Origin of the sequence: Shewanella sp. M16, from assembly GCF_018224605.1 — a bacterium.
Taxonomy (GTDB): domain Bacteria; phylum Pseudomonadota; class Gammaproteobacteria; order Enterobacterales; family Shewanellaceae; genus Shewanella; species Shewanella oncorhynchi.
On record NZ_JAGTUL010000003.1, the window covers coordinates 52241 to 77344 of the forward strand.

21 protein-coding genes are annotated in these 25104 nt (G+C 45.0%); 15 read left to right on the top strand and 6 right to left on the bottom strand.

The window, feature by feature from the left end; translation table 11 throughout:
* Nucleotides 1–103: 103 nt before the first annotated feature.
* From KFE26_RS02745 to KFE26_RS02755, 3 genes are read right to left on the bottom strand one after another with little or no spacing between them, the layout of a single operon-like run.
* On the bottom strand, nucleotides 104–688 hold the full coding sequence (locus tag KFE26_RS02745) for a TlpA disulfide reductase family protein (protein WP_212599594.1): 585 nt from the start codon (nucleotides 686–688) through the stop codon (nucleotides 104–106).
* Nucleotides 689–705: 17 nt separating this feature from the next.
* Nucleotides 706–1125, bottom strand: a complete 420-nt coding sequence (locus KFE26_RS02750) for a cytochrome c-type biogenesis protein (RefSeq protein WP_212599595.1) — start codon at nucleotides 1123–1125, stop codon at nucleotides 706–708.
* Nucleotides 1125–3239, bottom strand: a complete 2115-nt coding sequence (locus KFE26_RS02755; RefSeq protein WP_212599596.1) for a heme lyase CcmF/NrfE family subunit — start codon at nucleotides 3237–3239, stop codon at nucleotides 1125–1127. The genes KFE26_RS02750 and KFE26_RS02755 overlap by 1 nt, the downstream gene beginning before the upstream one ends.
* A gap of 549 nt (nucleotides 3240–3788) precedes the next feature.
* Here KFE26_RS02755 and sirA point away from each other — a divergent pair.
* The 10 genes from sirA to KFE26_RS02805 all read left to right on the top strand — a co-directional run bounded on the left by sirA (nucleotide 3789) and on the right by KFE26_RS02805 (nucleotide 15579).
* Nucleotides 3789–5852: a cytochrome C gene (gene sirA / locus KFE26_RS02760; RefSeq protein WP_212599597.1), complete on the top strand. Its 2064-nt coding sequence runs from the start codon at nucleotides 3789–3791 to the stop codon at nucleotides 5850–5852.
* 62 nt (nucleotides 5853–5914) lie between these two features.
* Nucleotides 5915–6355 carry a rhodanese-like domain-containing protein gene (locus KFE26_RS02765; protein WP_028761786.1) on the top strand — a complete coding sequence of 147 codons (441 nt, stop codon included), beginning with the start codon at nucleotides 5915–5917 and terminating at the stop codon, nucleotides 6353–6355.
* Between the two features lie 85 nt (nucleotides 6356–6440).
* On the top strand, nucleotides 6441–7223 hold the full coding sequence (locus tag KFE26_RS02770; protein WP_212599598.1) for an FKBP-type peptidyl-prolyl cis-trans isomerase: 783 nt from the start codon (nucleotides 6441–6443) through the stop codon (nucleotides 7221–7223).
* Nucleotides 7224–7257: 34 nt separating this feature from the next.
* Nucleotides 7258–7938 carry a tetratricopeptide repeat protein gene (locus tag KFE26_RS02775; RefSeq protein WP_249195574.1) on the top strand — a complete coding sequence of 227 codons (681 nt, stop codon included), beginning with the start codon at nucleotides 7258–7260 and terminating at the stop codon, nucleotides 7936–7938.
* Nucleotides 7939–8026: 88 nt separating this feature from the next.
* Entirely contained in the window at nucleotides 8027–8518 is a 492-nt protein-coding gene (locus tag KFE26_RS02780) for a nitrous oxide reductase accessory protein NosL (protein WP_212599599.1), read from the top strand.
* A 10-nt stretch (nucleotides 8519–8528) separates the two neighbouring features.
* Nucleotides 8529–9818 (top strand): nitrous oxide reductase family maturation protein NosD, encoded by a 1290-nt coding sequence (gene nosD / locus KFE26_RS02785; protein ID WP_212599600.1) that lies wholly within the window; start codon nucleotides 8529–8531, stop codon nucleotides 9816–9818.
* Nucleotides 9815–10855 (top strand): ABC transporter ATP-binding protein, encoded by a 1041-nt coding sequence (locus KFE26_RS02790; RefSeq protein WP_212599601.1) that lies wholly within the window; start codon nucleotides 9815–9817, stop codon nucleotides 10853–10855. The genes nosD and KFE26_RS02790 overlap by 4 nt, the downstream gene beginning before the upstream one ends.
* Nucleotides 10852–11724 carry an ABC transporter permease gene (locus KFE26_RS02795; protein WP_212599602.1) on the top strand — a complete coding sequence of 291 codons (873 nt, stop codon included), beginning with the start codon at nucleotides 10852–10854 and terminating at the stop codon, nucleotides 11722–11724. Before KFE26_RS02790 ends, KFE26_RS02795 begins: the two co-directional genes overlap by 4 nt.
* 221 nt (nucleotides 11725–11945) lie before the next feature.
* Nucleotides 11946–13229 (top strand): winged helix-turn-helix domain-containing protein, encoded by a 1284-nt coding sequence (locus KFE26_RS02800; protein ID WP_212599603.1) that lies wholly within the window; start codon nucleotides 11946–11948, stop codon nucleotides 13227–13229.
* Between the two features lie 235 nt (nucleotides 13230–13464).
* Complete coding sequence (locus KFE26_RS02805; protein WP_212599604.1) at nucleotides 13465–15579, top strand: M13 family metallopeptidase; 2115 nt, start codon at nucleotides 13465–13467, stop codon at nucleotides 15577–15579.
* Between the two features lie 51 nt (nucleotides 15580–15630).
* Here the strand turns inward: KFE26_RS02805 and KFE26_RS02810 are convergent, their stop codons facing one another.
* Nucleotides 15631–18024, bottom strand: a complete 2394-nt coding sequence (locus KFE26_RS02810) for a fatty acid cis/trans isomerase (protein WP_212599605.1) — start codon at nucleotides 18022–18024, stop codon at nucleotides 15631–15633.
* Nucleotides 18025–18279: 255 nt separating this feature from the next.
* On the opposite strand from KFE26_RS02810, the gene KFE26_RS02815 reads away from it, so the two are divergent.
* The 4 genes from KFE26_RS02815 (at nucleotide 18280) to KFE26_RS02830 (ending at nucleotide 21287) form a co-directional block, all read left to right on the top strand.
* Nucleotides 18280–18909: a flavin reductase family protein gene (locus KFE26_RS02815; RefSeq protein WP_011845657.1), complete on the top strand. Its 630-nt coding sequence runs from the start codon at nucleotides 18280–18282 to the stop codon at nucleotides 18907–18909.
* Nucleotides 18910–19484: 575 nt separating this feature from the next.
* The gene (locus KFE26_RS02820; protein WP_212599606.1) at nucleotides 19485–20378 is read left to right on the top strand and encodes a pentapeptide repeat-containing protein; all 894 of its coding nucleotides are present in this window, start codon (nucleotides 19485–19487) and stop codon (nucleotides 20376–20378) included.
* The gene (locus KFE26_RS02825; RefSeq protein WP_212599607.1) at nucleotides 20378–21007 is read left to right on the top strand and encodes a nucleotidyltransferase domain-containing protein; all 630 of its coding nucleotides are present in this window, start codon (nucleotides 20378–20380) and stop codon (nucleotides 21005–21007) included. The genes KFE26_RS02820 and KFE26_RS02825 overlap by 1 nt, the downstream gene beginning before the upstream one ends.
* Complete coding sequence (locus tag KFE26_RS02830) at nucleotides 21000–21287, top strand: hypothetical protein (protein WP_212599608.1); 288 nt, start codon at nucleotides 21000–21002, stop codon at nucleotides 21285–21287. Before KFE26_RS02825 ends, KFE26_RS02830 begins: the two co-directional genes overlap by 8 nt.
* Before the next feature lie 503 nt (nucleotides 21288–21790).
* On the opposite strand, the gene fre is transcribed toward KFE26_RS02830, so the two are convergent.
* Together fre and ubiD are read right to left on the bottom strand one after the other, a co-directional pair.
* Nucleotides 21791–22501 carry an NAD(P)H-flavin reductase gene (fre, locus tag KFE26_RS02835; RefSeq protein ID WP_063883664.1) on the bottom strand — a complete coding sequence of 237 codons (711 nt, stop codon included), beginning with the start codon at nucleotides 22499–22501 and terminating at the stop codon, nucleotides 21791–21793.
* 114 nt (nucleotides 22502–22615) lie between these two features.
* Nucleotides 22616–24097, bottom strand: coding sequence for a 4-hydroxy-3-polyprenylbenzoate decarboxylase (gene ubiD, locus KFE26_RS02840; protein WP_113939206.1), 1482 nt, complete (start codon nucleotides 24095–24097; stop codon nucleotides 22616–22618).
* A 159-nt stretch (nucleotides 24098–24256) separates the two neighbouring features.
* Here ubiD and KFE26_RS02845 point away from each other — a divergent pair, with 159 nt between their 5' ends.
* Nucleotides 24257–25066, top strand: a complete 810-nt coding sequence (locus KFE26_RS02845) for a hypothetical protein (RefSeq protein ID WP_212599609.1) — start codon at nucleotides 24257–24259, stop codon at nucleotides 25064–25066.
* Nucleotides 25067–25104: the final 38 nt, after the last annotated feature.

Below are 25104 nucleotides of genomic sequence, written 5' to 3' on the forward strand. Positions count from 1 at the left end.
GGCGGCAGCGGGTTTCGGTAAATTTTGGCGGATGACCGAATGGAGAAATATATTGTGAGCCTGTGCCTCCCGCTGAATGAACAGATATTTAATACGATTGGTATTATTGGCCGTATTTTGCAATCAGTTGATCAAGATAAGGGCCAACGTCTTTATCAGCCCAATCGAGATATCCCCGCACAAAACCGACAAGATTACCTTTAGCATCAAAAATATAACTGGCGGGTACGACATTCGCGGGAATGATTTGTTCTATGTTTTGCTCCGGGTCAAGCCAAGTGGCATAGCCGCTAAAGCCATGTTGGTTAAGAAAAGGGCGTACATCTTTAGATTCTTCATCGATAGAGATTGGAATGATGGCGATATTCTTCCCTTGATACTGCTGCTTAAGTTTTTGGAGTTCTGGAATTTCCCTTAAACAGGGGGCGCACCAGGTTGCCCAAAGATTAACTAAAACCAATTTTCCTTGGTGCTGTTTTAGGGTTTGGGTTTGTCCTGATTCATCAATAAAGGGAACTTCTGGTACGCCGCGTGCGTGCTGCATTTCTATAAAACCAGTCATCACAAGGGGCTTAGGGAGGGGCTCTCCCGTACTGTAGAGTTTATTGTCTAGTGAGTGGGCTGAGCTGCTATTAGAAAACAGACCTAAACACGCGAGTAGAACAAAGGGAAAATAGTGTGATTTCATCTGGTTATCCTTTACTTTCAAATAGTCGTTTGTGTTTTTCTACGGGTTACCAATGCGAGACACAACCCAATTCCAAGCACTAATAACAGCAGTGGCCCAAGCCAAAGTGCGAAGGTGGAGGCCTTAAATTCAGGTTGATAACGGATTTTTTGACCATAGCGTTGCACCATAAAATCGATAATCTCATCTTGGCTTTGCCCCTGTTCTAGCATCGAGAATATTTGTGCTTTGAGCTCGTTGGCGATAGGCGCCTGTGATTCAAATAGGCTTTGATTCGTCGCCATAGGGCAACGCAGCACTTTACTGATATCCATTGCCTGTTGCTGGTGGGAAAGGCCAGATATGGACTGTTCCTGCGCCATGGATAAGCATGGGATCCCTATCCCACATAAGGTGATAGGGAGCAGTAAGACTAAAAAGCGCAATATTGGATTCATTAGGCAAGCGTCTCCTGTGGTTTGTGATGGGATAGGGTAACTAAGGTTGTTAAATCAGCTTGGTAGCTAAAGCGGCGAGTAGGCCAAGCGGCAATCGCTCCACCTAGCATCATAAATAGGGCGCCCAGCCAGATCCAACTCGCAAGGGGTTTATAGCTGATACGGATAAGATATTCGCTGTCACTTAATTGCAGCCCCATAGACACATAAATATCCCGCCATAATCCATGATCGATACCCGCGTGGGACATTTCCATCCCATTGCTTTTAAAGGTTTGCCGTTGTGGTGTGATATAGCCTAAAACCCGTTCATCATTCGCTGCATCGCGGATACTGATATTGGCCTGAATGGCGGTAAAGCTGCTCGTTTCAACATTCTCAGTGCTTTCATACACTAAGATATAACCCGCCAACGGTTTACCTTGGCCAGGGCCCATTCTGAGGAGGGCTTCCTGTTCAAAAAAGGAGACGGATGTTGCTCCAATAATAGTGATAGCCACCCCAAAGTGAGCGAATAGCATGGCTATAAACCCTTGTTTTGATGATTTAACGGGAGGATTTAAGCCGTGCTCATTGCGGTTTTGGGTTAATTGCCGGGCATATATTCGTCTCCCTAATCCCGAGGCTGCCAATATCGTGAGCAATAAACACACTAGCAACCAAAGTGCTGCGGCAGTGCCAAGGAGTAAAAATAAGCTACTGCCCGAGGCGGCCTGTAAGCTTACCCAGCCTGCGACGGCTAATATCACTAGGCTAGGAATGAGCAAGGAAGTGATACGAGTCTTTGAGGCATTTTGCCATTGCGCTATTTGCCATTGCACTATTTGCCATTGCACTAAGGGTGCAATGCCCATTAACAGGACAAGCAAGAAAGTGAGGGGGACAAATATAGCGTTGAAATAAGGGGCACCCACTGAAAGTGCACCTAAATCGAGTAGCTCATAGATCAAAGGGTAAAATGTACCGAGTAATACGGAAAACGCTGCTACGACTAAGATAACGATCCCGAGCAGTAACAGCGTTTCCTTACTGAAAGGCGCGAAAGCCACATCCTGTTTTAAATGATGGGCTTTGAGTGCAAAAATGAGTAACGCAACCCCAACAAAAATCACTAATAAGCAGAGGATTGACATGCCACGGGTCGGATCGGCGGCAAAGGCATGTACCGATTGCACTATGCCGGAACGCACCAAAAAGCTGCCGAGTAAACTGAGTGAGAATGCCAATAAGCACAGCAGTAAAGTCGTGAGTTTAAAGCCATGAGTACGTTGAGTGAGAATGAGGGAATGCACTAATGCTGTTGCCACAAGCCAAGGAATAAAGGAGGCATTTTCTACCGGATCCCAAAACCACCAACCACCCCAACCCAGTTCGTTATAGGCCCACCAAGATCCAAAGGCATTGCCACCCGTTAGAAACACCCACGCTAATAATACCCAAGGTCGTAAATAGTTAATTTGACGAGTATTAAAACCACCACCGAGCAGTGATGCTAACGCTGCAGCAAAGCAAACAGTGAGGCCAACATAACCAAGAAAGAGCATGGGCGGATGCAGTATGAGCCCTATGTCTTGCAAAATGGGGTTAAGATCTCGCCCTTCAATCGGAATGTTAGGTAATAAGCGGGCAAAGGGATTAGAGGTAAAGAGTAAAAATAAGTTAAAACCAAGGATCACTAATGCCAAAATGGCCAACAGCCTCGCAAAATACAGGGCGTCTTGATATTTATCGCTGGCCTTATCTTGAGTGCAATCCGCCATCTTTATGCGATAACTGATGATCGCGCCCCAAAGGGCAATCGCAAATATCCAAAACAGCATTGACCCTTCGTGGCTGCCCCAAACGGCGGCCACTTTATAACCCAATGCTAATTGGCTATTCGAGTGGTTTGCGACATAAGCAACAGAAAAATCATCAGTCATAAAGCAATAAATTAAGCAAAGAAGTGAAGCAAATACTGAGGTAAATATGGCTCTAAAGAGTGTCGGGCTTAATCCCACCAGATAGGCATTATTCTGCTTAACACCGATTAAGGTCAGTGCTGCAGAAAATAATGCCAATACGCTACTAATGATCAGTAATATATGTCCAATTTCTGGAAGCATAGTTGTCATTTATTATGCCTTAGAATAATGTGGTCGCGGTAATATAGTGTTTACAGTTGGCTATTTTACCTATGTGATTTTCACATGCTGATTTTTATTAAATTCGCTCAGAAACTTGAGTTATTTTCTTATGATTTTAAATGTACATATAAGTTATTCGTAGTAAAAGTCAGTTTAATCACAAGCTTTAATCACTGTTGATTTTAAGATTAGTCGAGTTTTGCATTTAATAATGTGATCTTATCCGTTATTAAATCATTCCTTTTTACGCTTGATATTTTTTGAAAAATCAAACGAATTTTTAGTTTTTTTTATAACTGAAATGTGCTTTTTAACTTCTAAAAAATAAATGACATTAATTTTGTAAGTTATTGTATTTAATTTGTTTTAATTGATTTTATTCATCTTGATTTATCAGCGGGAATTTAGTGTGCTCTAGCTCTGATTTTTAATGGTTTTTTGCCTCCACCATGCTGTAACTGGTCAATTGTTTATGTCGTTCAGTGAGCAGTTAGGTTCAGTGGAAAATATAAAACTAATGATAATTAGGAGTGAATGATGAAACGATGGAAATCCAAAATAGCACTCAGCGTGCTGTTTTGTTTAGGTACTATCGTCAGTGTGGCCGGAATAGCATCCGATGCTAAACCGGGTGAGATAAAGCCTGGCTATGGTAATAAACAACAGAGTGCGGAAGCTCAGGGAATTATGGCTAATCCCGATCTAACACTAGAGTCCCGTGGTGTAAGAACACTGCAGGATTATATTGTTCAGGAAAAAGAGTTGTTTGATTTTCTTTTTGAAAATCATCCGGTATTTAAATATGCCGAGCAAGGTCGTTTAAAAGGAACCTATAAGGTCAGTGACCGTGGTGAAGAATACTTACACGGTGGTGATAGCCAAAAATATAGCCAACATCAAGAGGGCAATCGCCCTATGGCATTGCAATATCGCCTTGGTGCCAAGTCGATTTTGGATTTCCCAAATAAGTTTGTTGGTCCTGAAAAATGTGGTGAGTGCCACGGCCCACAATATGAAAAGTGGAAACGTTCACGCCATTCAAAAACCTTACGTTTTCCGGGGAGTCATCCCGAAGTCGATAACGATTTAAACAAAACCATGTATGGCACTAAGGATACTTCTATCTTGCCAGACGGCATTACCCCTGATGCAATTTATGCGACGGTGGGAACACCAAGAACCAAATACGGCTTTATCGATAGCTACTTAGTACGCGGTACTTTCCATGTGAAAGACGGTTTACTCAAAGATGGTACTGGCACTATGGTCGCCGGTGGTAACCAATTCTCCCGTGGTTGGGCTGAATGGTTAACCCCTGAAATGGCGAAGAAAATTCAGAAAGTTATTCCTGAATTTCCAACTAAAATGGAAGATTTTGGCGCGAGTGGTTCACACCAGTGGGGTATGAGCTCCTATGGTGCTAAATACGAGAAGGAATTCTTATTCCAACCTGCGAGTTCCTATTGCGAAATGTGCCACACCTTTAAGTTTGATTTTAAAACTAAAGATGAGTTTTTTGCAGCCCTTGGTAATCCTAAAGAGCTCCAAAAACATACAGTGTCACTCGGTATTACCTGTGAAGAGTGTCATGGCGCAGGTGGTCATTTAGACGGCGGTATCGGTGGTGGTATGCCTTCTAACTGTGAGCGTTGTCACCAGCGTTTTAACTTCGTAGAAGAACTTGCGCAAACCCCACAGGGTAAAGAAAAACTGGAATATGCCTTTAACGTGAAGATGAAATCTTCGTGCCCATCTTGTGGTACAGAAGGTTCGCAAATGTTTGCCTCATCTCACTACGATAAGGGTATGCGTTGTTCTACCTGTCATGATCCACACGAAGTGACTGATGGTGATTGGAAATCCGGTATTACTAAACCAAAACTCATCAAAGAATGTACCGATTGCCATACGGCACAGGCTGAAATTGCGAGTAATACCAAGACCCACAGTAAACAAACTTGTCAAAGCTGTCACATGCCAAACATGGGTAGTTGTGAAAACTTCACCGCGATCCAGTTCCCTGATATGGCCGGTTTCGACAACGTTCGTAAGTCGCACATGTGGAAAATCGATGTCGATCCATTGCGTAAGACGCTTAACCCACCTGAAGGTAAGTCTCGCGACTCATCCACTAAGGGCTGGACTGTGGCGAAGGACGAAAATGGCCATAACTACCTCGATCTCATGTGGACCTGTGCTCGTACTTCCGCTTCTGATCACGATGTAGTGGATAACAAAGGTTGCCATAGCCAATTCCAATCTAAGTTGGGTGAGGGTCTGCACTTTAAAGATCAACAGCAAATCTACGGCAAAGTTCAGAAGTGGCAAAAACCAGTGAAAGAAACCTATGCCAAAGTAGAAAAAGCCCTTATTAGCATCGATAAGTCGCCCAATATGGCGAAGTTATCGGTAGAAGATAAGACGCAAGTGCTGTTGTTGACCGATAAAGCTCAAGATGTCCTCAAACTGATTAAAGCCGATGGTTCATGGGGTGTTCATGGTGCGCGTTACTCACAAAAACGCTTAGATGCCGCCTTGACCTATGTGACCCAAGCCCAAGCCATTATTGATGGTAATGCGCTGAGTGCGAAGAAAATATAATTTAACTTGAGTCCTAGTTATCCCCGACACCTTTGGGTGTCGGGGAATATGAGAGCCTAATTATGCATAACATGCTTCGTCAAAGTGTAAGCCGAATATTGATGGTGTTGGCCTTAGGCGTGACTGCTATGCCAGTCATCGCCGGTGGTGGCTCAGAAATGTCTGAAGTGCCCTATAACGAAATCCAATTAAATCCCATTTCGATGATGGAAGCGGAAACCTTAGTCGGCAAACAAGGCGTTTATTTTTTCGACGTAAATACACTGGAGATATGGGCAGAAGGTTTTATCCCCGGAGCAGTTTTTTTCAATGTTCAGAATTGGAGAGAGTTACTTCCAAAGAATAAAGATGCAGTCATGGTGTTTTACTGCGCTAACCGCCTTTGCACCAGCAGCAATATGGCGGCGAGAGAAACCATGAAGCTAGGTTACACAGGTGTGCGTCATATGGCCGATGGCATTTATGGCTGGCGTATGTCAGGTCGAGTAACAGAAAAACCTTAGTAACACACAGGACCGATGTTTTATCGGTTTGGTTTGCAGGGCCAAAAGGCGAAACCCACAGGGTTAACATTGTAGAGAACATAAAATGAAAACACGTATGCCAGCTTCTTTTATCCCCAAAAGCATCACAGTGGCGACTTGCGCCGCATTATTTGTTTCGGTAGCCAGTTTTGCTGGCACAAGTTTGAAAACCGATGCAGATAAAACCTCTTACAGCATTGGCGCTTCTATTGGTAATTACATTTCTGGTCAAGTCTACAACCAAGTTGAATTGGGTTCAGAGGTGAATGTCGACTTAGTCGTGCAAGGTTTTGTGGATGCGCTTAAAGATAAACAGCAATTAACCGACGAAGAAGTGCTGACCTACCTGAACCAAAGAGCAGAACAACTCAATGCCGCAAGAACTGTCGTTGCTGAAAAACAAATGGCAGAAACTAAAAAGGCAAGTGCGGCATATCTTGCTGAAAATCAAAAAAAGTCTGGCGTTAAAGTCACCGCCTCTGGTCTTCAATATGAAGTCTTAACCCAAGGTAAAGGTCATAAACCCAATCCAGAAGATGTGGTCACAGTGGAATATGTTGGCACTCTTATCGATGGGACTGAGTTTGAAAATACGGTTGGACGTAAAGAGCCCACTCGGTTTGCATTAATGTCGGTGATCCCCGCTTGGGAAGAGGGATTAAAGTTGATGCCTGTGGGGTCTAAATACCGTTTTGTGGTACCTGCAAGCCTTGCCTATGGCACTGAAGCCGTAGGTATTATCCCTCCAGAGTCAGCACTTATCTTTGAAATTGAACTGAAAAATATTGAGAAACCCAGCGAAATGAAAGAGATGAAAAATAAAAAGATGATGCCTGCACACGGTTAATCTGGCTCCTAAAACGAGTTGTTTGGAGAGTGAAATGGAGACTGGAATGGTGAGCTTAGGACTAGGCATTGGCATCAGTTTACTGTTGTTTGTTGCTTACATTTATTGGCAGCACATGCGTCTAAACCTAGTCATGGGAATCGCACAGTTGCCAAACATGTCGAGCAAAGTGCCCTTTGCGATGGGAATCGTTCTAGTGCTGCTGACCCTTGCTATCTACAGTCAAACAGGCCGTTTTAGGGATTGGGATCAAGGTCGGCTTGATGAAAATATTGATTATTTAGTGGCGGCCGAGATCACCAAAGCCAGTCGTTGGGCTCAGAGTGAGCCGCAAAACACCTTGGCACTTATGTCATTAGCTCAGGCTTACAATGCGGGAGGTTTGTACTCAGATGCGGTGCTGACCTTAGATAAATTACTCGAAATAGGGGGAGATGATGCCGAAGTGTTAGGGGCAAAAGCTAACGCGCTTTATTACCGCGAGCTTCGGCAAATGACACCTGAAACCCAAGGGGTGATTGCCAAAGCATTAGCACTTTCTCCCTTTGAGCCTCAAACCCATATGTTACTCGCGGCAGATGCTTACTTGCATGCTCGTAACCAAGAGGCCATTGACCATTGGCAGCTCCTGCTCAAACACCATGGGGACAGTATCAACCGTGAAGCAATCGATAATGCGATTGCAAAAGCACAAAGCAAAATGAATGAAAGATGAAACCCGTTTCTATCAACCCTCGCCGTAAAGATCTGTCCCTGCAAGGAATCTGGCGAGGCGTTGATATTTTAATAAAAGGATAAATAGGATGAAGAAATACTATGCATTGTTGCTGTTAGTGCCCTTGCTATTTGGCTGTAATAAAAGCGAGGCCACAGACCATGTTCATAAAGCCGAGATGATCCACGAGCATGACCGTTGCCATTTATGCGGCATGGTGATCACTAAATATCCCGGACCTAAAGGGCAAGTGCACCTTAAGGCCGAGAAAATGGTGCCTAAGTTCTGTTCTAGCCGCGATATGTTTAACTTTGCATTACAGCCTGAAAATAAAAGACAAATTGATTACATGATGGTGCATGACGCGGGCACGACCGATTGGGATCAACCTGACGATGGCGCCTTTATTGATGCTCAAAATGCCTTCTATGTTTACGGTACGACTAAGAAAGCTGTGATGGGACCTGCCGTTGCCCCTTTTAGTACCAAAGCTGCCGCCGAAGCCTTTGCTAAGGAATACGGTGGCCGAGTGCTGAGATTTGATGACATCACCCTAGAACTGCTCGCGGGTGATAAATAAGGTTGTGATGATGAAGCTGCGTCTCGTCCTTATCTGGCTGCTGTGCTTTGCCTCTTTCGGTACTTGGGCAGCACTTATTCGGGTAACAGATACAGATTCACTCACTCTTGCCCTTAACAAAGCTCAAGAAGGTGACACCCTAGTGCTGGCCACTGGGGTGTATGAAGGCTCCTTTAAGGTGACGCAATCCATTTCGCTAAAGGGGGAAGTAGGCGCGACATTAGATGCACTGCGCCAAGGCAGTGCATTGGTCATTGAGGCGCCTCAGGTGAGTATTGAGGGGCTCAATATCCGCCACTGGGGACGGGATCTGTATTACCGTGATGCCGCCATTTTACTCAAAAAAGGGGCGGATAATGCGTTGATTAAGGGAAACCGCTTGGTGGGTGAGGGTTTTGGTATTTATGGCGAACAGCTAAACTCACCCATCATCACGGACAATAGTATTAGTGGCAACGGTGCCATTCATGTGCTTGATCGGGGTGATGGCATTTATCTTAAGCATGTTAATTCGCCACAAATTGACCGAAATCAGCTCATTTTTGTCCGTGATGGTGTGTATTTAGAGTCCGTTACCCACAGCCGCATTTATGAAAATCAATTCACTAAGCTTCAATATGGCATTCACTACATGTATACCCAAGCCGACGAAGCGTGGCAAAACCAAGCGATTGCCGTCGATGGCGGTTATGCCCTAATGAATTCAACCCATATTTACCTGCACCACAACCGTGTGACTCAGGCGCGGGACTTTGGCATTTTACTCAACATTACTGAGGCATCCCATGTGCAAGCCAATGTTGCGAGTCAAATCCATAACCCTAAGGGCACTGTGGAGCTTGGCAATGAGGGGAAAGGTATTTTTATTTACGCTGCTCAACATAACCGTATTCAAGATAACGAGTTTAGCCACAGTGATACTGGGATCAGTATGGCCATGGGCGGAGAGGAAAATCGCCTTTGGCATAATCGTATTATGGCCAATCAAACCCAAGTCAAATATGTCGGTGAAAGCCAACTTGAATGGAGTTATCAGGGGCAGGGGAATTACTGGTCGGAATATCAAGGCTGGGATCTGAATGGCGATGGATTAGGGGATATTGTCCATAGGCCGAATGACAGTTTAGATAAACTGTTTTGGCTTTATCCTGAAGCCAAACTGTTGATGGAAAGCCCTGTTGTGTTGTTACTGCGCTGGGTGGAACGCCAATTTAAGCCCCAAGTGACGAGCGGTATAAGTGATAGTTTTCCCCTAATGCAAAGTGGCGCGCACGTACTGATTGATGGAGGTTCGCGATGAATCATCAAACTTTGACCTGCTCAGCAAATAAGCCTATAGCGAGTGCTGATGTGGTTGTTAAAGCGACAAATATCAGTAAATGCTATGGCAAGTTTAAGGCTCTGGATGATGTGAGTTTTGAGGTGTTAGCTGGTCAAGTGATCGCACTCCTTGGGCATAATGGTGCGGGTAAATCTACATTACTCAAGCTTATTTTGGGATTACTTACCCCCACAAGTGGTCTGCTCCAAGTTCAAGGTCATAGTGTGAGCTCCCAACAAGTGCGGCAGAGTTTGTCTTTAGGCTATTTACCTGAAAATGTGAGTTTTTATGACAATATGACCGCTAATGAGCTGCTGCGATATTTCGCTAAGCTTAAGGGCGTTTCCTTGCCTAAAGTACATGAATTACTCGCTGAATTTGGTTTAGAGGCCGCTAAAGATAAGCGTTTGAGTACTTTTTCTAAGGGGATGCGGCAACGTCTTGGGCTCGCGCAGGCGATATTGGCTGAGCCTAAGGTACTGTTACTCGATGAACCGACAGTTGGCTTAGATCCCTTGGCATCGGCTTTCCTGTATCAAAAAATCGCTCAGCTCAGGGCGCAGGGCTGCGCCATTATTATCAGTACCCATGAGTTGGGATTAGTGCAAGATCAGATGGATCGCGCTTTGATCTTAGGTCGAGGGCGAATGTTGGCTTCGGGAAGCTTAACCTCCCTGAGGGCGGCGACTCAGTTACCAAATCATATCTTGTTGCATTTTCTATCTAATACTCAAAGGCAAGCATTGCTAGCAGATCCCATTTTAGCGGCATGTGTTAAGGCAAATGCGGGGCAGGGACTTATGCTAGCCGTGCCACAGGAGCAAAAGTCAGCCGTGTTAAATCACTTATTACAAAAAGTGCCCGCGGGGGATTTTTCTATTGAACCTCCTAGTTTGCAGAGTGTGTTTCATCATTACATGGAAAGTCTTTGCCCCCTTCAGTCGTCAAAAATGCCTACAAAGACTATTAACATAACAGATATAAATCAGGCGATTAATTTGGAATCAGTCCTATGAACCGTTCTGAGGTTTTGCACCATCGTTTAAGTGCTCTGAGCATAGTGAGCACCATAGCCGCCAAAGAGTTTAAGGATAATTTACGTAATCGTTGGTTATGGATGATGGCGGGAATCTTGTTGCTGCTATCTCTGTGTGTGAGTTTTATGGGCAGCGCTGTGTCCGGCAACTTAGTGGTATTTGAGCCTGCCCAGATCCTTTCTGGGTTAGTCACTTTATCGGTATTTATGCTCCCTTTAGGTGCGATTTTATTGAGTTATGACAGCTTTGTTGGTGAAAAAGAATCCGGCACTCTGCTGTTACTGCTGACCTATCCATTAGCACGTTGGCATCTGGTGTGCGGCAAGTTTTTAGGCCATGCCTGCGTGATGACCATTGCCTGCATTTTGGGCTTTGGTTTAACAGGATTAATACTGATATCACTGGGCGATACTCTGGCCCAGTTATCCATAGCTATCGGGTTTAGCCATTTGATTATGAGCAGTATTTTACTGTCATTAGTGTTCGTGCTCTTGGGTTATTGGGTTAGCTTGTGTGTGCGAGAAAAAGCCAAGGCACTGGGGATATTACTCATTTTATGGTTTGTGTTTGTGCTGGTTTATGATCTTATTTTACTCAGTGCTGTGGTTGGAATGAGTGAGATGTTTAATCGTACAGTATTCAATCTACTGATTTTGTTGAATCCTACTGATCTGTTCCGTGCTTTAAATTTACTCGTGACTCCCTCGGATACACTCGCGGCTAAAAGTAGTCTCACTCTGCTTGCTCAAACTGGGCTTGGCTTACCCTTAATGTATGGTTTGCTGGGTGGCTGGATTGGTGCATTACTTTTGTGTTGTTCTTGGATCTTTAAATACCAAGAAATCTAGTTTAGCGACCTCTGTATTAGTCTAACTTTGTACTTATTAAACAATGACTAAACTGAGTATAGAGTCACACTCTTATATGTTGTTAAAAGGTAAAATAAACCATCTTGACTTGGTGATTGCATATCATCGTTTTCTTGGAAAGAAACAATGTCACATGATGATTGCATGTTGTTAGTGTAATCAAACTTTATCAGTATTGGCTGATCTTTCAGGCGTTTAACATGCATAAAATCACATCTTATTTAATGTTAGATGAACAGGCTAAGGAATTAGTCGATCATGTGAATGGGGCAACCATCAGCCTGACTTTTTCCGAAACGGCCTTATTAGTGCTGCTGTTATCATCCACGAATGCCATTTTTACTAAGGAAGAATTGCTGCAGGTCGGCTGGCCTGAAAGGGTGGTTGCTCCTACCTCTTTAACGCAATGCATCAGTACCTTACGTAAAAAGCTCGAACCCTATACCGAAGTGCAGCTTAAAACCGTGGCACGCCGCGGGTATCAATTGCATATCTCTGAACAATCCCATGTAAAGATGCTGGCGATCAATGATGCGAATGCAATTCGTGATGCCTTAGTGGGGGTGTCGGTTTGGACTAAAGTTGCTGGTATTGCCCTTTTGTGCGCTATCTTGGCAATCGTTTGGTATGTGAGCGACCACCATGCGGTGGTTAAACAGGTGGCTAAGTGGCATGCCGATAAATATATCAGCCTCAATATTGGTGGCACGCTGGGGACGGCGCGAACCTTCTATATTGGTGATGAGGATCGTTTACATCCTTCATGGTGGCAAAAACATTTAGCGCCAGAGGGAAATCACATCAATAACCTTAATTACTTCAGTGCATTTACCTCAACTGATGGCAAAAATTATTCGATGGCGATTTGCCCTGAGCTGGACGCCGATGCCTGCAGTGGTCACGGCATCATCAATATCACGGCGATAGATGCAAAACCCGCAGGATTAAATATGGCGGAGTTTATTCCGCTGAGCCAAATAATGGAGCAGCGCATTCGCTATAACCGTATCGTCCTCCCTGCGGATGATAAAGGAATGGGCGAGTTACTTGAGCATAATTACCATGCGGATATTTATTTTCCCGTCGCGGGCGAACTCCTAGTTCGTAACGATCTCAGTATGTCTCTGGTCTATGAAGGGCAAAATAAGGGTAAGTTTTATTCGACCTCCTGTATTACAGATCAAGATTGTTTAACGACACCGATTAAATACACTATCCGCGGTGAGTTTGAGCAGTACCAGACCACAATTGATGACCTTAAAGTCGATGTTTTTCACGTTAAAGTGTTACAAAAAGAACTGACAAAACCGGATGAAGTCAGCCATTCTGCTATGCAGTTCTACCGTGAAATTCGTAAGCATGATATCCGTGATGAAGATTTATTTTATTATCGTGTTTATCAAAATGAGCACACGGCAGTATGGATCATTCCTCAGATGGGACAAGTACTTGCGTGGACTCAGTACACTCAGATCAAATTATAAAGTAGTCGTTAGCCAAACTTGATTAAGCCGACATAGCGTCGGCTTTTTTGTGCCTGCAGTTGAGCGCGGTCGTGATGATGCTAAGCTGCGTGTTTAAGCGTCTGGCTCAAATTGTTTGCATTAACTTTCTATCATAAAAATTGGCTTTGTTTTACTTCTTCATTCAGTGCCAGTTACACTGCCAAACTTAGCAATCACACTATAAATACAATAATAAAAAAGAGAGGAGTCATTCATGTCGGACCGTCTTATTCCCGTGCTATTACTGTCAACTTCAGTACTGGCTGGGCTCACTGCTTGCAGTGATAACACCACAGAAAACACCGTAAAAACCAGCGAAAACGCGCCAAAAAGTCAAGACGTTGCGGCTCAAATGCCGATTGGCATTAATGTCGCGGCTATGACGCCAACGGTAAAACCAGGGGATGATTTTTATACCTACGCCAATGGCGAGTGGATGAAAACGACGATGATCCCAGCCGATCGCTCCAGCACTGGCGCTTTCCTCGTTGCCTTTGAAGCAACCGAAAAGCATAAAACCAGTTTGATTGCCGATCTGGTGAAAGCGCAACATGCGGTGGGGAGCGACGAAGCGCGTATCGCCGATTTCTACAAGGCTTACACAGATACCGCCGCTATTGATGCCGCAGGAATGAAGCCTGCCGAGGCGGATATTGCCCGTTATGAGGCCATTGCGAGCAAGCAGGATTTATCTGCGGCGTTAGGCGGAAATCTGCGCGCCGATGTCGATCCTCTCAACGCGACTGACTTTTATACCGAAAACCTATTTGGGATCTTCGTCACCCAAGGTTTAGCAACGCCGGGCGAAGTCTTACCTTACTTTTTACAGGGCGGTTTAGGCTTACCTGAGCGTGAATATTACCTGTCTGCCGATCCTAAAATGGTCGACATTCGCACCGCTTACCGCGCTTACATTGAAATCTTGCTCAAAGATGCTGGTGTGAGCGATGCCGCTGTTCGTGCCGATCGTATTTTTACCCTTGAAAACAAGATTGCCGCGGCCCACGCCAGCCGTGAAGCAAGCGAAGATTTTACCCAGTCTTCGGGGGTATGGAACCGTGCTGACTTTGATACCAAAGCACCGGGCATCGATTGGACTGCCTTTCTAGCGGCGGCGCAACTGGGTAATCAGCCTAAATTTGCGGCCTACCATGCAACGGCGATTACGGGACTTTCTGCGCTTGTGGCCTCTGAGCCTTTAGAAGCATGGAAAGATTGGCTCGTGTTCCACCATATCAACAGCCATGCTGATGTGTTGCCATCGGCAATCGACAACGCTTCGTTTGCCTTTAATGGCACTAAGCTTTCTGGCACGCCAGAGCAGCGCAGCCGCGATAAACGTGCCTTAGCGGCACTCGACCAATATTTAGGTGATGCCGTAGGCCATGCCTATGCCGAGCAATATTTCCCTGCTTCGGCCAAAGCAGAAGTCAGCACTATGGTGGATAACATAGTGGCCGCCTTCGGTCAGCGAGTGGAAAAACTCGATTGGATGGACCCTTCAACCAAGAAAGAAGCCCTAGCAAAAGTGGCCACTATGGCAGTGGGCGTGGGTTATCCCGATAAATGGCGCAATTACGACAGCTATGCAGTGACTGCGACCAATGCCTACGCCAATGCCATCAATGGCGAAAAAGTGGAGTACAGCCACCAGTTAGCCAAGATTGGCAAACCAATGGATAAAGGCGAGTGGTGGATGACGCCGCAAGTGGTGAATGCGGTGAACTTACCGGTGCAAAATGCGCTTAACTTCCCTGCGGGTATTTTGCAACCGCCATTCTTCGATGCTAAGGCCGATGCTGCTTACAACTATGGCGCGATTGGCGCTGTGATTGGTCATGAAATCAGCCATAGTTTTGATAACAATGGTGCGGCCTTTGACTCGACTGGTGCTATGCGTAACTGGTGGACGCCCGCTGACTTTGCTCAATTTGATAAGCAAGGCGATGCGTTAGCGCAGCAGTTTGATGCTTATGCGCCTTTCCCTGATTTACACGTGAATGGCAAGTTGACCTTAGGTGAAAACATTGCCGACGTAGCAGGTTTAGCCGCCGCTTATGATGCTTACCATGCCTCGCTGAAAGGCAAAGATGCCCCTGTGATTGGAGGCTTTACGGGTGATCAACGCTTCTTTATCGGCTTTGCGCAAACCTGGGCCACTAAGATGCGTGACGAAGCCCTGCGTGCTCGGGTGGCAACCGATGGACATGCCCCCGGCATGTACCGCGCACTGACCGTGCGTAACTTAGATGCTTGGTATACTGCATTCGATGTTAAGCCTGGCGATAAGCTGTATTTGGCTCCAGAAGATCGCGTTAAGATCTGGTAAGTTTACTGGGTTGATTTGAAAGGAAGGGGAACACTAGCGTTCCCCTTTTTATTAACGATTTTGCAGTCGGTTGTAATCCAGCCACCCACTTTCTATCGGGTGATTGTCGAAAAAGATCTGATTGAGTTCATCACTAAAGGCCCAAAATTTCGGATCAGTACGGCGTACACCCACCATATCTAACAGTGCCTCATAGTCTTTTTCAGTTTGCATTTTCTCTACTGTCGCCAAGACGTTAGGCAAGTCCTGTTCTTTCACTCGCCAAAATGCCTCAGGATAACTGCCCAATAAGCCATGCACTAAAGTGACGTCATCTTTAGCGGGTTCGCGGTTACTCGCCTCATTAAACAGGCTCGAAATATTCCGATGGGCGCTATTGCGAACTAAGGTAAATATCTCAGCTTTACCCGCTTTTTCAGGTTCGACCATGATCATAGTTAGTTCAGGTAACAGGGTCGCTTGTGTGCCTTTTAATCGATCTAATGTGTGTAAAAGTGCTTTGCTATGTATTTGCAAGCTACTATTTTCTATGTGATATCGATTGGGTTGAACCTTAGCAACCTTCTGCCCGAGTTTTTGATACAGCTCGCCCTTTAGATCGTCACTAAAGTAGAGTACGCCCGTAGGCTGATGAAAGGTGTTGATATCCCCTGCGATAAAGGCCGTGAGTTGAGTTCCAGCCCCTTGATACCAATCACTCAACTGCTTGCGCCTTTCCTCCTGTGGCAACAGGGTCAGGAAATTCGATTCCCCCTCCATACGTAAAAAATCCATGTATAAGCGAGTTAATAGCTGGTGGCCGTAGTTACCATAAACATCGAAACCCGCGACCAATAAATAGTGGATACGCTCCAGCAAGGCATAATCGATAATCCAAGCCGTTTTGGGCGGTTCGCCTACTAAGCCTTTGACCACAGTGGCATTGTCGAAGTGGCGCAGTACTGTCAGGCTGGCATTATCATTGGTGTCGTCGCCATCCCAGAGTCCGTCTATGGTAAGGTGCTGGCCGTTTTTGAATTTCTCGTTCAAGAACTGATTACGCGCCCGCATATATTTGCCTTGCTTGGCGGCATATTTCACCCAAGTTACTGCGAGTGCAGTGCTTTCTTCCTCCGCTGGCATACGTAGGTTTTCAAGTTGGGAATGGTAAAAGGCGCTAAAGTCAGTGTCGTCCATATAATCTGGAGTCACAAAGTACACCCAGAATCTATCGTTAATGACATTGAGCGCCACCTGACCACGGCACACTGGGCCTTTGATAAAGCCCATAATGGTATCTTGGGCGCGGGTCAGCATAAATCGATAGCGCGCACTGGCAGGAATTTGAATAAAGGCTTCAAAGGGATTGGCCGCAACGCTCGGCTTGTAGCTCGGCAGTTGAGTGACTGAGTAATCCGCATCGATAAACCATTGTTGCCAGTTATTTAGCAAGCCGGTATTTAAAACGTAGGGGATGTGGGTTTTATCGACTATGGTTGCCCGATAAGGCCGAAAGCGGTAATAGACTCGCTCCACCTTAGGATCGTCGAAGGGACGACGGGAGGCGATAATATCCAGCGCTTGCCCCGGCGGCGTCCGAGAACGCACTAACTCGAAGAATAAAGGCTGGGCGTTCGGTTGATTTAAAGACTCAAAATATAAGTGGAAGGCAAACAAATGCTCATAAATGTAACGTGCACTTAATTGGCTTTTTAAACTGTCGCCGTTTAAAAACGTCTCCCAGTGGGTTATTTCTGCAATAAATTCAGGTGTAAGCGCCTGTGCAAATGGCAGTGGTGCACCTTGCTCAAGCCAGTGCATCAACACTTGATGTTCATTAGCATTCAGTGCTGGCAAGCCATAAGGCATACCTGCAAGGGGCTGGCTTTGCTCGTATTTGTCCATTTCCTCTAGGCTGGCGCACTGTTGAACTCTGTCTAGGCTGAAATCAAAACGCTTATCTAAAATCTTGTCTTTGGGCAGAGGATGCATTTGCTTAAGCGTGAGCATTCTGGCTAATACTGAGGCTTGGGTATTAGCTTCTGGGGTTTGATCGCGCTCGTTTAGCATGGGGTAAAACCCGCGTTGACGCCAAGCTTCAGGGGTAAAGGCATCGACAAGTAAGCGATTAGGTGTGGCAGCGACTAAGCGTGTGCCTTGGTAAACCTTTTCCTTACTCGCCCCACGCTCCATACCTTCGCTTGAGGTCATTTTTAACTGACAGGGGGCATCGTAACAGGCATGACATACCACGCAGCGGCTATTGAGAATAGGCTCAACTTGTGTGTGCACAAACTCGGCTTGTTGAATAAATTGGTCGTTAAGCTGTGCATTTTCGACGCGTTTTTGCGGTGAGCTAGTGCCAAACAGGCTATTGAAATCGATTTGCGCTACGCTGGCACAACCTGTCGCTAACAGCACTGCGACCAACAATAACCTCTTCCATCCCCCTTTTATCGCGTTCATTCACCGCTCCTTCATTTGCCACATGCTATTTAGCAGAGTTAGGCTTTTTAGCCCACTGATAAGTATCACTTTAGCAGAAGAGTGTGTTGGATTTGAAATTTGCAGCCAGATGTTGTTCAAGGAGCTGACTTAAATTGCCCTACAGACTTTTGGTCGCTGCTCGAAACTTGGGTAAGATAGCGGCTATAAAAGCGTACCTGTGATGGCTGTATTAATTGCACCAGTATTGTTGTGGCAATAACAAAAGGATGAAGTATGACTGCTGATAACCGCTATTTTTACGAACCGAGCAAAGGCCATGGCCTTGCACACGATCCTTTAAATGCGATTGTGGGGCCTCGACCGATCGGCTGGATTTCATCACGGAATGCCGAGGGGCAACGTAATCTCGCACCTTACAGCTTTTTTAATTGTTTCAACTACAAACCGCCCATCATCGGCTTTGCCAGCACAGGCTGGAAAGACAGTGTCGCCAATATTGTCGAAACAGGGGAATTTGTGTGGAACCTCACCACTCGCGGCTTAGCCGAGCAGATGAATCAAACCTCCGCCATGCTGCCACGCGGTCAAGATGAGTTTAGTTTTGCCGGACTCACGGCTAAAGCTGGCACCATTGTTAAGGCCGATTTAGTGGCTGAAAGCCCAGTAAACTTCGAATGCAAATTGTCCCAATGCATCCAGTTAACAGCCGCGAATGGCGACAAGATCGATACTTGGTTAGTGTTAGGTGAAGTGGTTGCCGTGCATATTGCTAAGCATTTACTCAATGCCGAGGGGATTTATCAAACTGCCCTTGCCGAGCCCGTATTACGTGCTGGCGGCCCATCGGCTTATTATGGGATCTCCGAAGATCTGCGTTTCGATCTACATAGACCACAAGTGTAAGGGGCTGCTCAGGTGCCGCAGGGCTGTGGGTTTTCAAACTTCGTTTGAGTTTTTAATTCATGAGTTTGTTATCTCATGGCAGAGCAATCTAAAGCTTAAGCTTCTTTTTAAAATCAAAGTCGTGGGGCTTCACCCCACACCCGACCAAGGAGGACTGCTCGTCCTATCCTCCTTGGATTCTCCAAGACGCCCCTAGCGAAGTTACATGCATTAGTTACCTGTCTCATACTCCAATAAAAATCGCCTAACGGCTCAGATGGCACATCCATGTGCCCCCGAGCCTGCGCCATCATCCATGATGTCTCCACGGCATTTTTATCTACGTATTTCGACAACTTCGCAGGGGAAGGGGAACTCCTGAGGTTTCGGTGCAAACTGTTAATCTCAAAAGAGTTCTGCCTGTCCTTTAATTTTTCATTTTGCGAAAATCATTGATTTAAATCGACCTAGGGAGTTTGTATTCTGTAACGTGCATGGTGAATGTATGAAAAAAATCTGCCCTAGCTTTCACACAAATATTATTTATAATAAATACCCTTGTGTTAGCCTTATCCAATTTGGTTTAAGTGAATATTATGTCTAATACTAAAAAGCCAGTGCCTACACCTAACATTGATTTGGCCATAAAATCGACTACAACTCTTGATTTAGAGGGGTTTGAACTCGGTAATAGGATTGTTGTTTCGGATCACTACATAAGTGTCAGTCTAAAAAATAATCCGAATCAGTATGCATTTAAGATTTATATAAGACTAAATGCAAAAAAGATGCGCTTTGAAAATATATCTTTCCAGCACTGTATTTTTGAATCTTGTTATTTTAACAACTGCGTATTTGATTCATGTGATTTTACCGGATGTAAATTTATAGGATCAAACCTTCATCAATCAGCATTTTCTGGTTGTAAATTTGAATATGCAACTTTTGAACGCTGCCAACTTGACGATGATATTCTAGTTGGCGAAGCACCAAAAGAAGAAAATCTAAAGATGAGGTTTGCCCGTTCACTACGTATGAATTTCCAACAGATTGGTGATGCTAAAGCTGTAAATAAAGCTATCTCATTAGAACTTGATGCAACTGAAAAATATCTAAAAAAGTCATGGTCTTCGAGTGAAAACTATTATAAAAATAAATATGTAGGTTGGAAAAAAATTGTACAGTTTATAAAATGGTTAGAGTTCAAAGCATTAGATATGATATGGGGAAATGGCGAAAATATTTTCAAACTGTTACGAACAATTATCATTGTTCATCTAATCATTGCTATTTACGATACTTCAGCATTTGGTGACCAATGGAACTTACGAGACTATCTAAACAGTCTCATTGCTTCGCCAGGTGTATTTTTTGGTATTGGTTCCCCACATCAATACCCTATTTGGTTTTCATCATCAGTTGCAGCAATGCGTTTAATTGGCTTTGCTTTTCTTACTGCAATTCTTGTTAAACGCTTTGGACGTAGATGATGAATAAAATGCACATCTACGCATTTGGTTCTGTTTGCAGAGGAGAAATAGATCGCGGTTCCGATGTAGATCTATTAGCGTGCTGCGCATCAACAACAAATGAAATAGATAAAGATAAGTATTCAATATACCAATACGAAAGATTAAGAGAACTATGGTTTGAAGGTAATCCTTTTGCTTGGCACCTATTTCTTGAATCTAAACTTTTATTTACACCTGACGGTTCTGATTTCATAAAAAACCTTGGCTCTCCAGCTAAATACAAAACGATTGAAGCTGATAGCAATAAGTTTAGATTGCTTTTTGAACGATCTTATAACGCATTATTAAACTCATCAAATAGCCAAACCTTCCATTTATCATGCATTTATTTGGCAATAAGAAACTACGCGACTTGCTATTCTCTAGCAGCAGAAAAACCTATATTCTCTAGATATTCAGCGCTAAAAGTATTACCAAGCTTACATTTGGAGAGCGGAGTTTTTAACATCTTAGTGCGTGCTCGTTTGTTATCTACAAGAGGTTTTGGAGATAATATTAAGAAGAATGAAATTGAACTTGTGATTAATTCTATTTCTCAAGTTCCTGCTTGGATGGATTCATTACGGAGAAGCATAATAAATGAGTGAGTTTAACAACAGAATTGATGCACAACGAGAAATTCTTAGTATTATCAATAACTCTAAGTGGAAGGAAGAACTTAATGGATTATCTAGAGGTGCTATTGAGCGATGGCTTTTAATAAACAATGTTAGTCATACTAGTGAAATAGCTACAATTATTCATGAAGCAGCTGAAAAACTTTTTTTCCTTGCAAATAAAAGCCAAGAACAAGTTTCCAGCGAATATCTTGATAAATCAAAAGAAATTGCAAAACTTACAAATAAACTAAGATGCCTTTCTTTATAAAACAGAGCAAACTTGTGCTTTATGTAAAAATAACAAAAAAAACCGGACATATATGGTCACCTCGGGTTTAGCAAGGCAATGTCCTACTTTGTTCCCGAATTCAACTCCGAAGTGCGATTTTTGCCAATTAAGCCGCTAGCAGGTGAAACATGATCACTGGCAAATTTAGTAAGCCACCATTGTTAAATTTTCAGCAATCATGGCAGTAAAAAAAGACTTTCAGGTTTCTGAGGGGTTTAGGGAGATTAAGCACTGGCATGTAAGTGACCGTTGGCGGCATGGATGTCGCCGTCGAGCCTATAGGGATATATTTACGGCGAGTCACTGGAATGACAGTGCTTAATAACTACATTATTCGCTGACTTGAAAATTTCTAGATCTTTAGAACACACTAATAAGTGAAATACGGCGTAACGTAAAAACAAAACCCCAGTAAAAACTGGGGTTTATTATTTGCAGCTCAACTGGCAAAGATTAGCCTGCCAAGCTAACAAATTATCGCGTTATTTGATAAACGCGAACGCATCACCGTAGAGATGTGCTTCCTCTACACCAATCTCGCGGAAGATTTCCCGTGCTGCACCCACCATGTCGAAACGGCCGGCGATGTAGATGTCATAGCCATTTAAGCTGACAAAATCTTGTTTGATTTGTGCTAACAGATTGGCGGTTTTGCCTTGCCAATTAGCGGGAGCTTCTTCGATGACTGGCACGAAGTGTAACCAAGGGTGAGCGTCGTGCCACTCGCGGGCGATGGTTTCAAAATACATGGCATCTTGGGTGCGACAACCCCAATACAGCATAGTTTCAACCTGTTGGCCGAGGGCGATTTGGTGCTCGATGATACTTTTAATGTAAGAGAAACCTGTGCCGCCGGCGATTAACAGGCGAGGGCGAATGCTTTCGTGACGCAGGTGGGCTTCGCCGCCTGGGGCTTCGATGTCGATAGTGCTGCCATCAATAGCGCAGGCTTTCAGGCGCTCGACCACTTGCATTGGGTAGCTTTCACTTACAGCGGCGCCAATGTGTAATTCGATCAGCTCGGCGTTTGGCGCTGATGCGATAGAGAAGGGGCGTTTATCTTTTTCACCCATGACAACACATAAGTATTGCCCCGCTTGGAAATCGAAGGCGGTTTCAGGCCTTAACAATACTTGATATACGGCATCGTTAAATGGGTTAACTTTCTCTATCTTACAACGTATGGTTTTCATCAAACTTCCTTTGCACCTTTCTTCAACAGTATGTGTCTAGGTGTCGCTTTAGAGGCCTGTTATTGGCCTATTCTCTTGGCTTAAGCCGATACTTGAGTAATGGCTTAAGCTGAATTATAGGGTTGGGCTGTCGTCTATGCCTAACTCATCCCAGATTGAGTCGATCTTTTGTTTTACTTTTGGATCCATCACGATTGGCGTGCCCCATTCGCGGTTAGTTTCACCTTCCCACTTATTGGTGGCATCGAGTCCCATTTTTGAGCCTAAGCCCGCAACGGGTGAAGCAAAATCGAGGTAGTCGATCGGGGTGTTTTCGATCATCACAGTATCGCGTTTAGGGTCCATGCGGGTGGTGATCGCCCAGATCACATCCTGCCAGTCACGGCAGTTCACATCTTCATCCACTATGACAATAAACTTAGTGTACATAAATTGGCGCAGGAAAGACCACGCGCCCATCATCACTCGTTTGGCATGTCCCGGATATTGTTTGCGAATGGAGATCACTGCCATGCGGTACGAACAGCCCTCAGGTGGCAGATAAAAATCAACGATCTCAGGATATTGCTTACGCAAAATCGGCACAAACACTTCGTTTAATGCAACCCCCAGCATGGCAGGCTCATCCGGTGGACGGCCAGTGTAAGTGCTGTGGTAGATGGCATCTTTACGCTGAGTGATGTGAGTAACGGTAAATACTGGAAACTTATCGGTTTCGTTGTAGTAACCCGTGTGATCGCCGTAGGGCCCTTCTTCCGCCAGTTCCTCAGGATCGATATAGCCTTCGAGGATGATTTCACTGGTGGCGGGCACTTCTAAGTCACAGCTTAATGCCTTACAGACTTCGGTACGTTCACCGCGCAGTAAACCGGCAAAAGCGTATTCGCTCATGGAATCGGGGACTGGGGTGACGGCGCCTAGAATGGTCACAGGATCGGCGCCGAGTGCGACCACAACCGGATAACGCTCACCGGGGAATTGTTGTTTAAAATCAGCAAAATCTAACGCGCCGCCACGGTGGGACAACCAGCGCATAATCAGCTTGTTTTTACCCAGTAATTGTTGGCGATAAATGCCTAAATTCTGACGACTCTTACGCGGGCCTTTGGTGATGGTTAAGCCCCAGGTCACTAGTGGTGCGACATCGCCCGGCCAGCAATGCTGAATAGGCAATTTAGTTAAATCGACCTCATCGCCGGTTTTGATGATTTGTTGGCAAGGCGGATTACGCACTGTTTTTGGCGGCATATTCAAGGCTTGCTTGAACATAGGGATCTTAGCGATCGCGTCTTTAAAACCCCTAGGTGGTTCGGGTTCTTTTAAAAAGGCTAACAGTTCACCCACTTCGCGCAGGGCTAATGGGTCGTCTTTGCCGAGTGCCATGGCCACACGTTTTGGCGTACCGAACAGGTTTACCAACACGGGCATGTGATGATTTTTGGGATTTTCAAATAATAGCGCAGGGCCTTGAGCGCGTAATACGCGATCGGCGATCTCTGTCATTTCTAAATGAGGATCAACTGGGTAGCTAATGCGTTTGAGTTCGCCATTGGCTTCTAAGTGATCAATAAAGCTGCGTAAATCCTTAAAACTCATGTGGAAATAGCCTCTGCGGTGAAAATCCGTGTGGCGCGCACTATAGCATTTTTCTGTTTTAGGGTTAACCAATTCAGTGATCTTCAAGCTTAGGAAGCGTAAAATGGTTACCAGTAAGTCGCGATAGATCTCGCTTACGCCCTTTATTTCGAGGTTTATATGAATATTCCTGTATGGTTTGCTCAAGAAAAGTGTGTTCAAACTCAATCACATGGCGCGCATAAGCGGTCGCTAAAGTGCTTAGTTTTATCGCTTGCCGTGGGGATCTCACTTTTGGGGGCGCTCAGTGTGCCGACTGTGGCGGTGGCCGGAAATAGAGGCTATTCGGATCAAGACGAACGTCACGGTCATCGTGATAGCCACAGTCGTGGCGACAGTCATTACAACAATCGTCATGACAATTATTACGACAACCGCCATGTGCGTAAAGATAATCGCCATTATCGTCCCTATTATCGACCTTATTACCCTTGGGGTTTAGGACTGGGTTTAGGGCTCGCTACGGGGTGGGGATCGGGTTGGAATGTCGGTTATGGTGTGAACACCCATTGGAACAATGATTGGGGTTGGAATACATCGCGTGACGCCTACGCTCGAAATTACTGGAACTCGCCCTATTCGGGCATAGGTTTGTCGATTCCTATGGCCTACGACGATGAACCTGTGGCCATTTCTGCACCTGTACGGGTAACAACCAGTATGCAGTATTCTGCGAGTGAAGGCCGTATGGTGTCGAGTATGCCTGTAAATATGGCCGGACAATCGACTGGGCAACTGGTGTCGAAAACTAGTAACGTCACAGGCAAAACAGCTGCGACTCCGCGTCCACGCGCACCGCACAGTGTGTCTAGCTTGCCGAGCAATGCTAGGGTTGTGCAGCAGGATGGTCGTACACTTTACGAGTGGCAAGGCACGCTTTATGCCTACGACTGGAACAGTCAAACCTATCAAGAACAGTTAGTCAGATAGATTTACATTACGTAAATGACTGAGAAATTGGAGCCCCT

Coding starts and splice junctions, on each gene's coding strand:
- KFE26_RS02770 (WP_212599598.1), top strand. CDS start 6,441: ATGAAAACACGTATGCCAGCTTCTTTTATCCCCAAAAGCATCACAGTG.
- KFE26_RS02775 (WP_249195574.1), top strand. CDS start 7,258: ATGGAGACTGGAATGGTGAGCTTAGGACTAGGCATTGGCATCAGTTTA.
- KFE26_RS02815 (WP_011845657.1), top strand. CDS start 18,280: ATGACTGCTGATAACCGCTATTTTTACGAACCGAGCAAAGGCCATGGC.
- KFE26_RS02780 (WP_212599599.1), top strand. CDS start 8,027: ATGAAGAAATACTATGCATTGTTGCTGTTAGTGCCCTTGCTATTTGGC.
- KFE26_RS02825 (WP_212599607.1), top strand. CDS start 20,378: ATGAATAAAATGCACATCTACGCATTTGGTTCTGTTTGCAGAGGAGAA.
- KFE26_RS02755 (WP_212599596.1), bottom strand. CDS start 3,239: ATGACAACTATGCTTCCAGAAATTGGACATATATTACTGATCATTAGT.
- KFE26_RS02790 (WP_212599601.1), top strand. CDS start 9,815: ATGAATCATCAAACTTTGACCTGCTCAGCAAATAAGCCTATAGCGAGT.
- KFE26_RS02805 (WP_212599604.1), top strand. CDS start 13,465: ATGTCGGACCGTCTTATTCCCGTGCTATTACTGTCAACTTCAGTACTG.
- KFE26_RS02765 (WP_028761786.1), top strand. CDS start 5,915: ATGCATAACATGCTTCGTCAAAGTGTAAGCCGAATATTGATGGTGTTG.
- KFE26_RS02750 (WP_212599595.1), bottom strand. CDS start 1,125: ATGAATCCAATATTGCGCTTTTTAGTCTTACTGCTCCCTATCACCTTA.
- KFE26_RS02810 (WP_212599605.1), bottom strand. CDS start 18,024: ATGAACGCGATAAAAGGGGGATGGAAGAGGTTATTGTTGGTCGCAGTG.
- KFE26_RS02795 (WP_212599602.1), top strand. CDS start 10,852: ATGAACCGTTCTGAGGTTTTGCACCATCGTTTAAGTGCTCTGAGCATA.
- KFE26_RS02800 (WP_212599603.1), top strand. CDS start 11,946: ATGCATAAAATCACATCTTATTTAATGTTAGATGAACAGGCTAAGGAA.
- KFE26_RS02845 (WP_212599609.1), top strand. CDS start 24,257: ATGAATATTCCTGTATGGTTTGCTCAAGAAAAGTGTGTTCAAACTCAA.
- ubiD (WP_113939206.1), bottom strand. CDS start 24,097: ATGAGTTTTAAGGATTTACGCAGCTTTATTGATCACTTAGAAGCCAAT.
- fre (WP_063883664.1), bottom strand. CDS start 22,501: ATGAAAACCATACGTTGTAAGATAGAGAAAGTTAACCCATTTAACGAT.
- KFE26_RS02820 (WP_212599606.1), top strand. CDS start 19,485: ATGTCTAATACTAAAAAGCCAGTGCCTACACCTAACATTGATTTGGCC.
- sirA (WP_212599597.1), top strand. CDS start 3,789: ATGAAACGATGGAAATCCAAAATAGCACTCAGCGTGCTGTTTTGTTTA.
- nosD (WP_212599600.1), top strand. CDS start 8,529: ATGAAGCTGCGTCTCGTCCTTATCTGGCTGCTGTGCTTTGCCTCTTTC.
- KFE26_RS02745 (WP_212599594.1), bottom strand. CDS start 688: ATGAAATCACACTATTTTCCCTTTGTTCTACTCGCGTGTTTAGGTCTG.
- KFE26_RS02830 (WP_212599608.1), top strand. CDS start 21,000: ATGAGTGAGTTTAACAACAGAATTGATGCACAACGAGAAATTCTTAGT.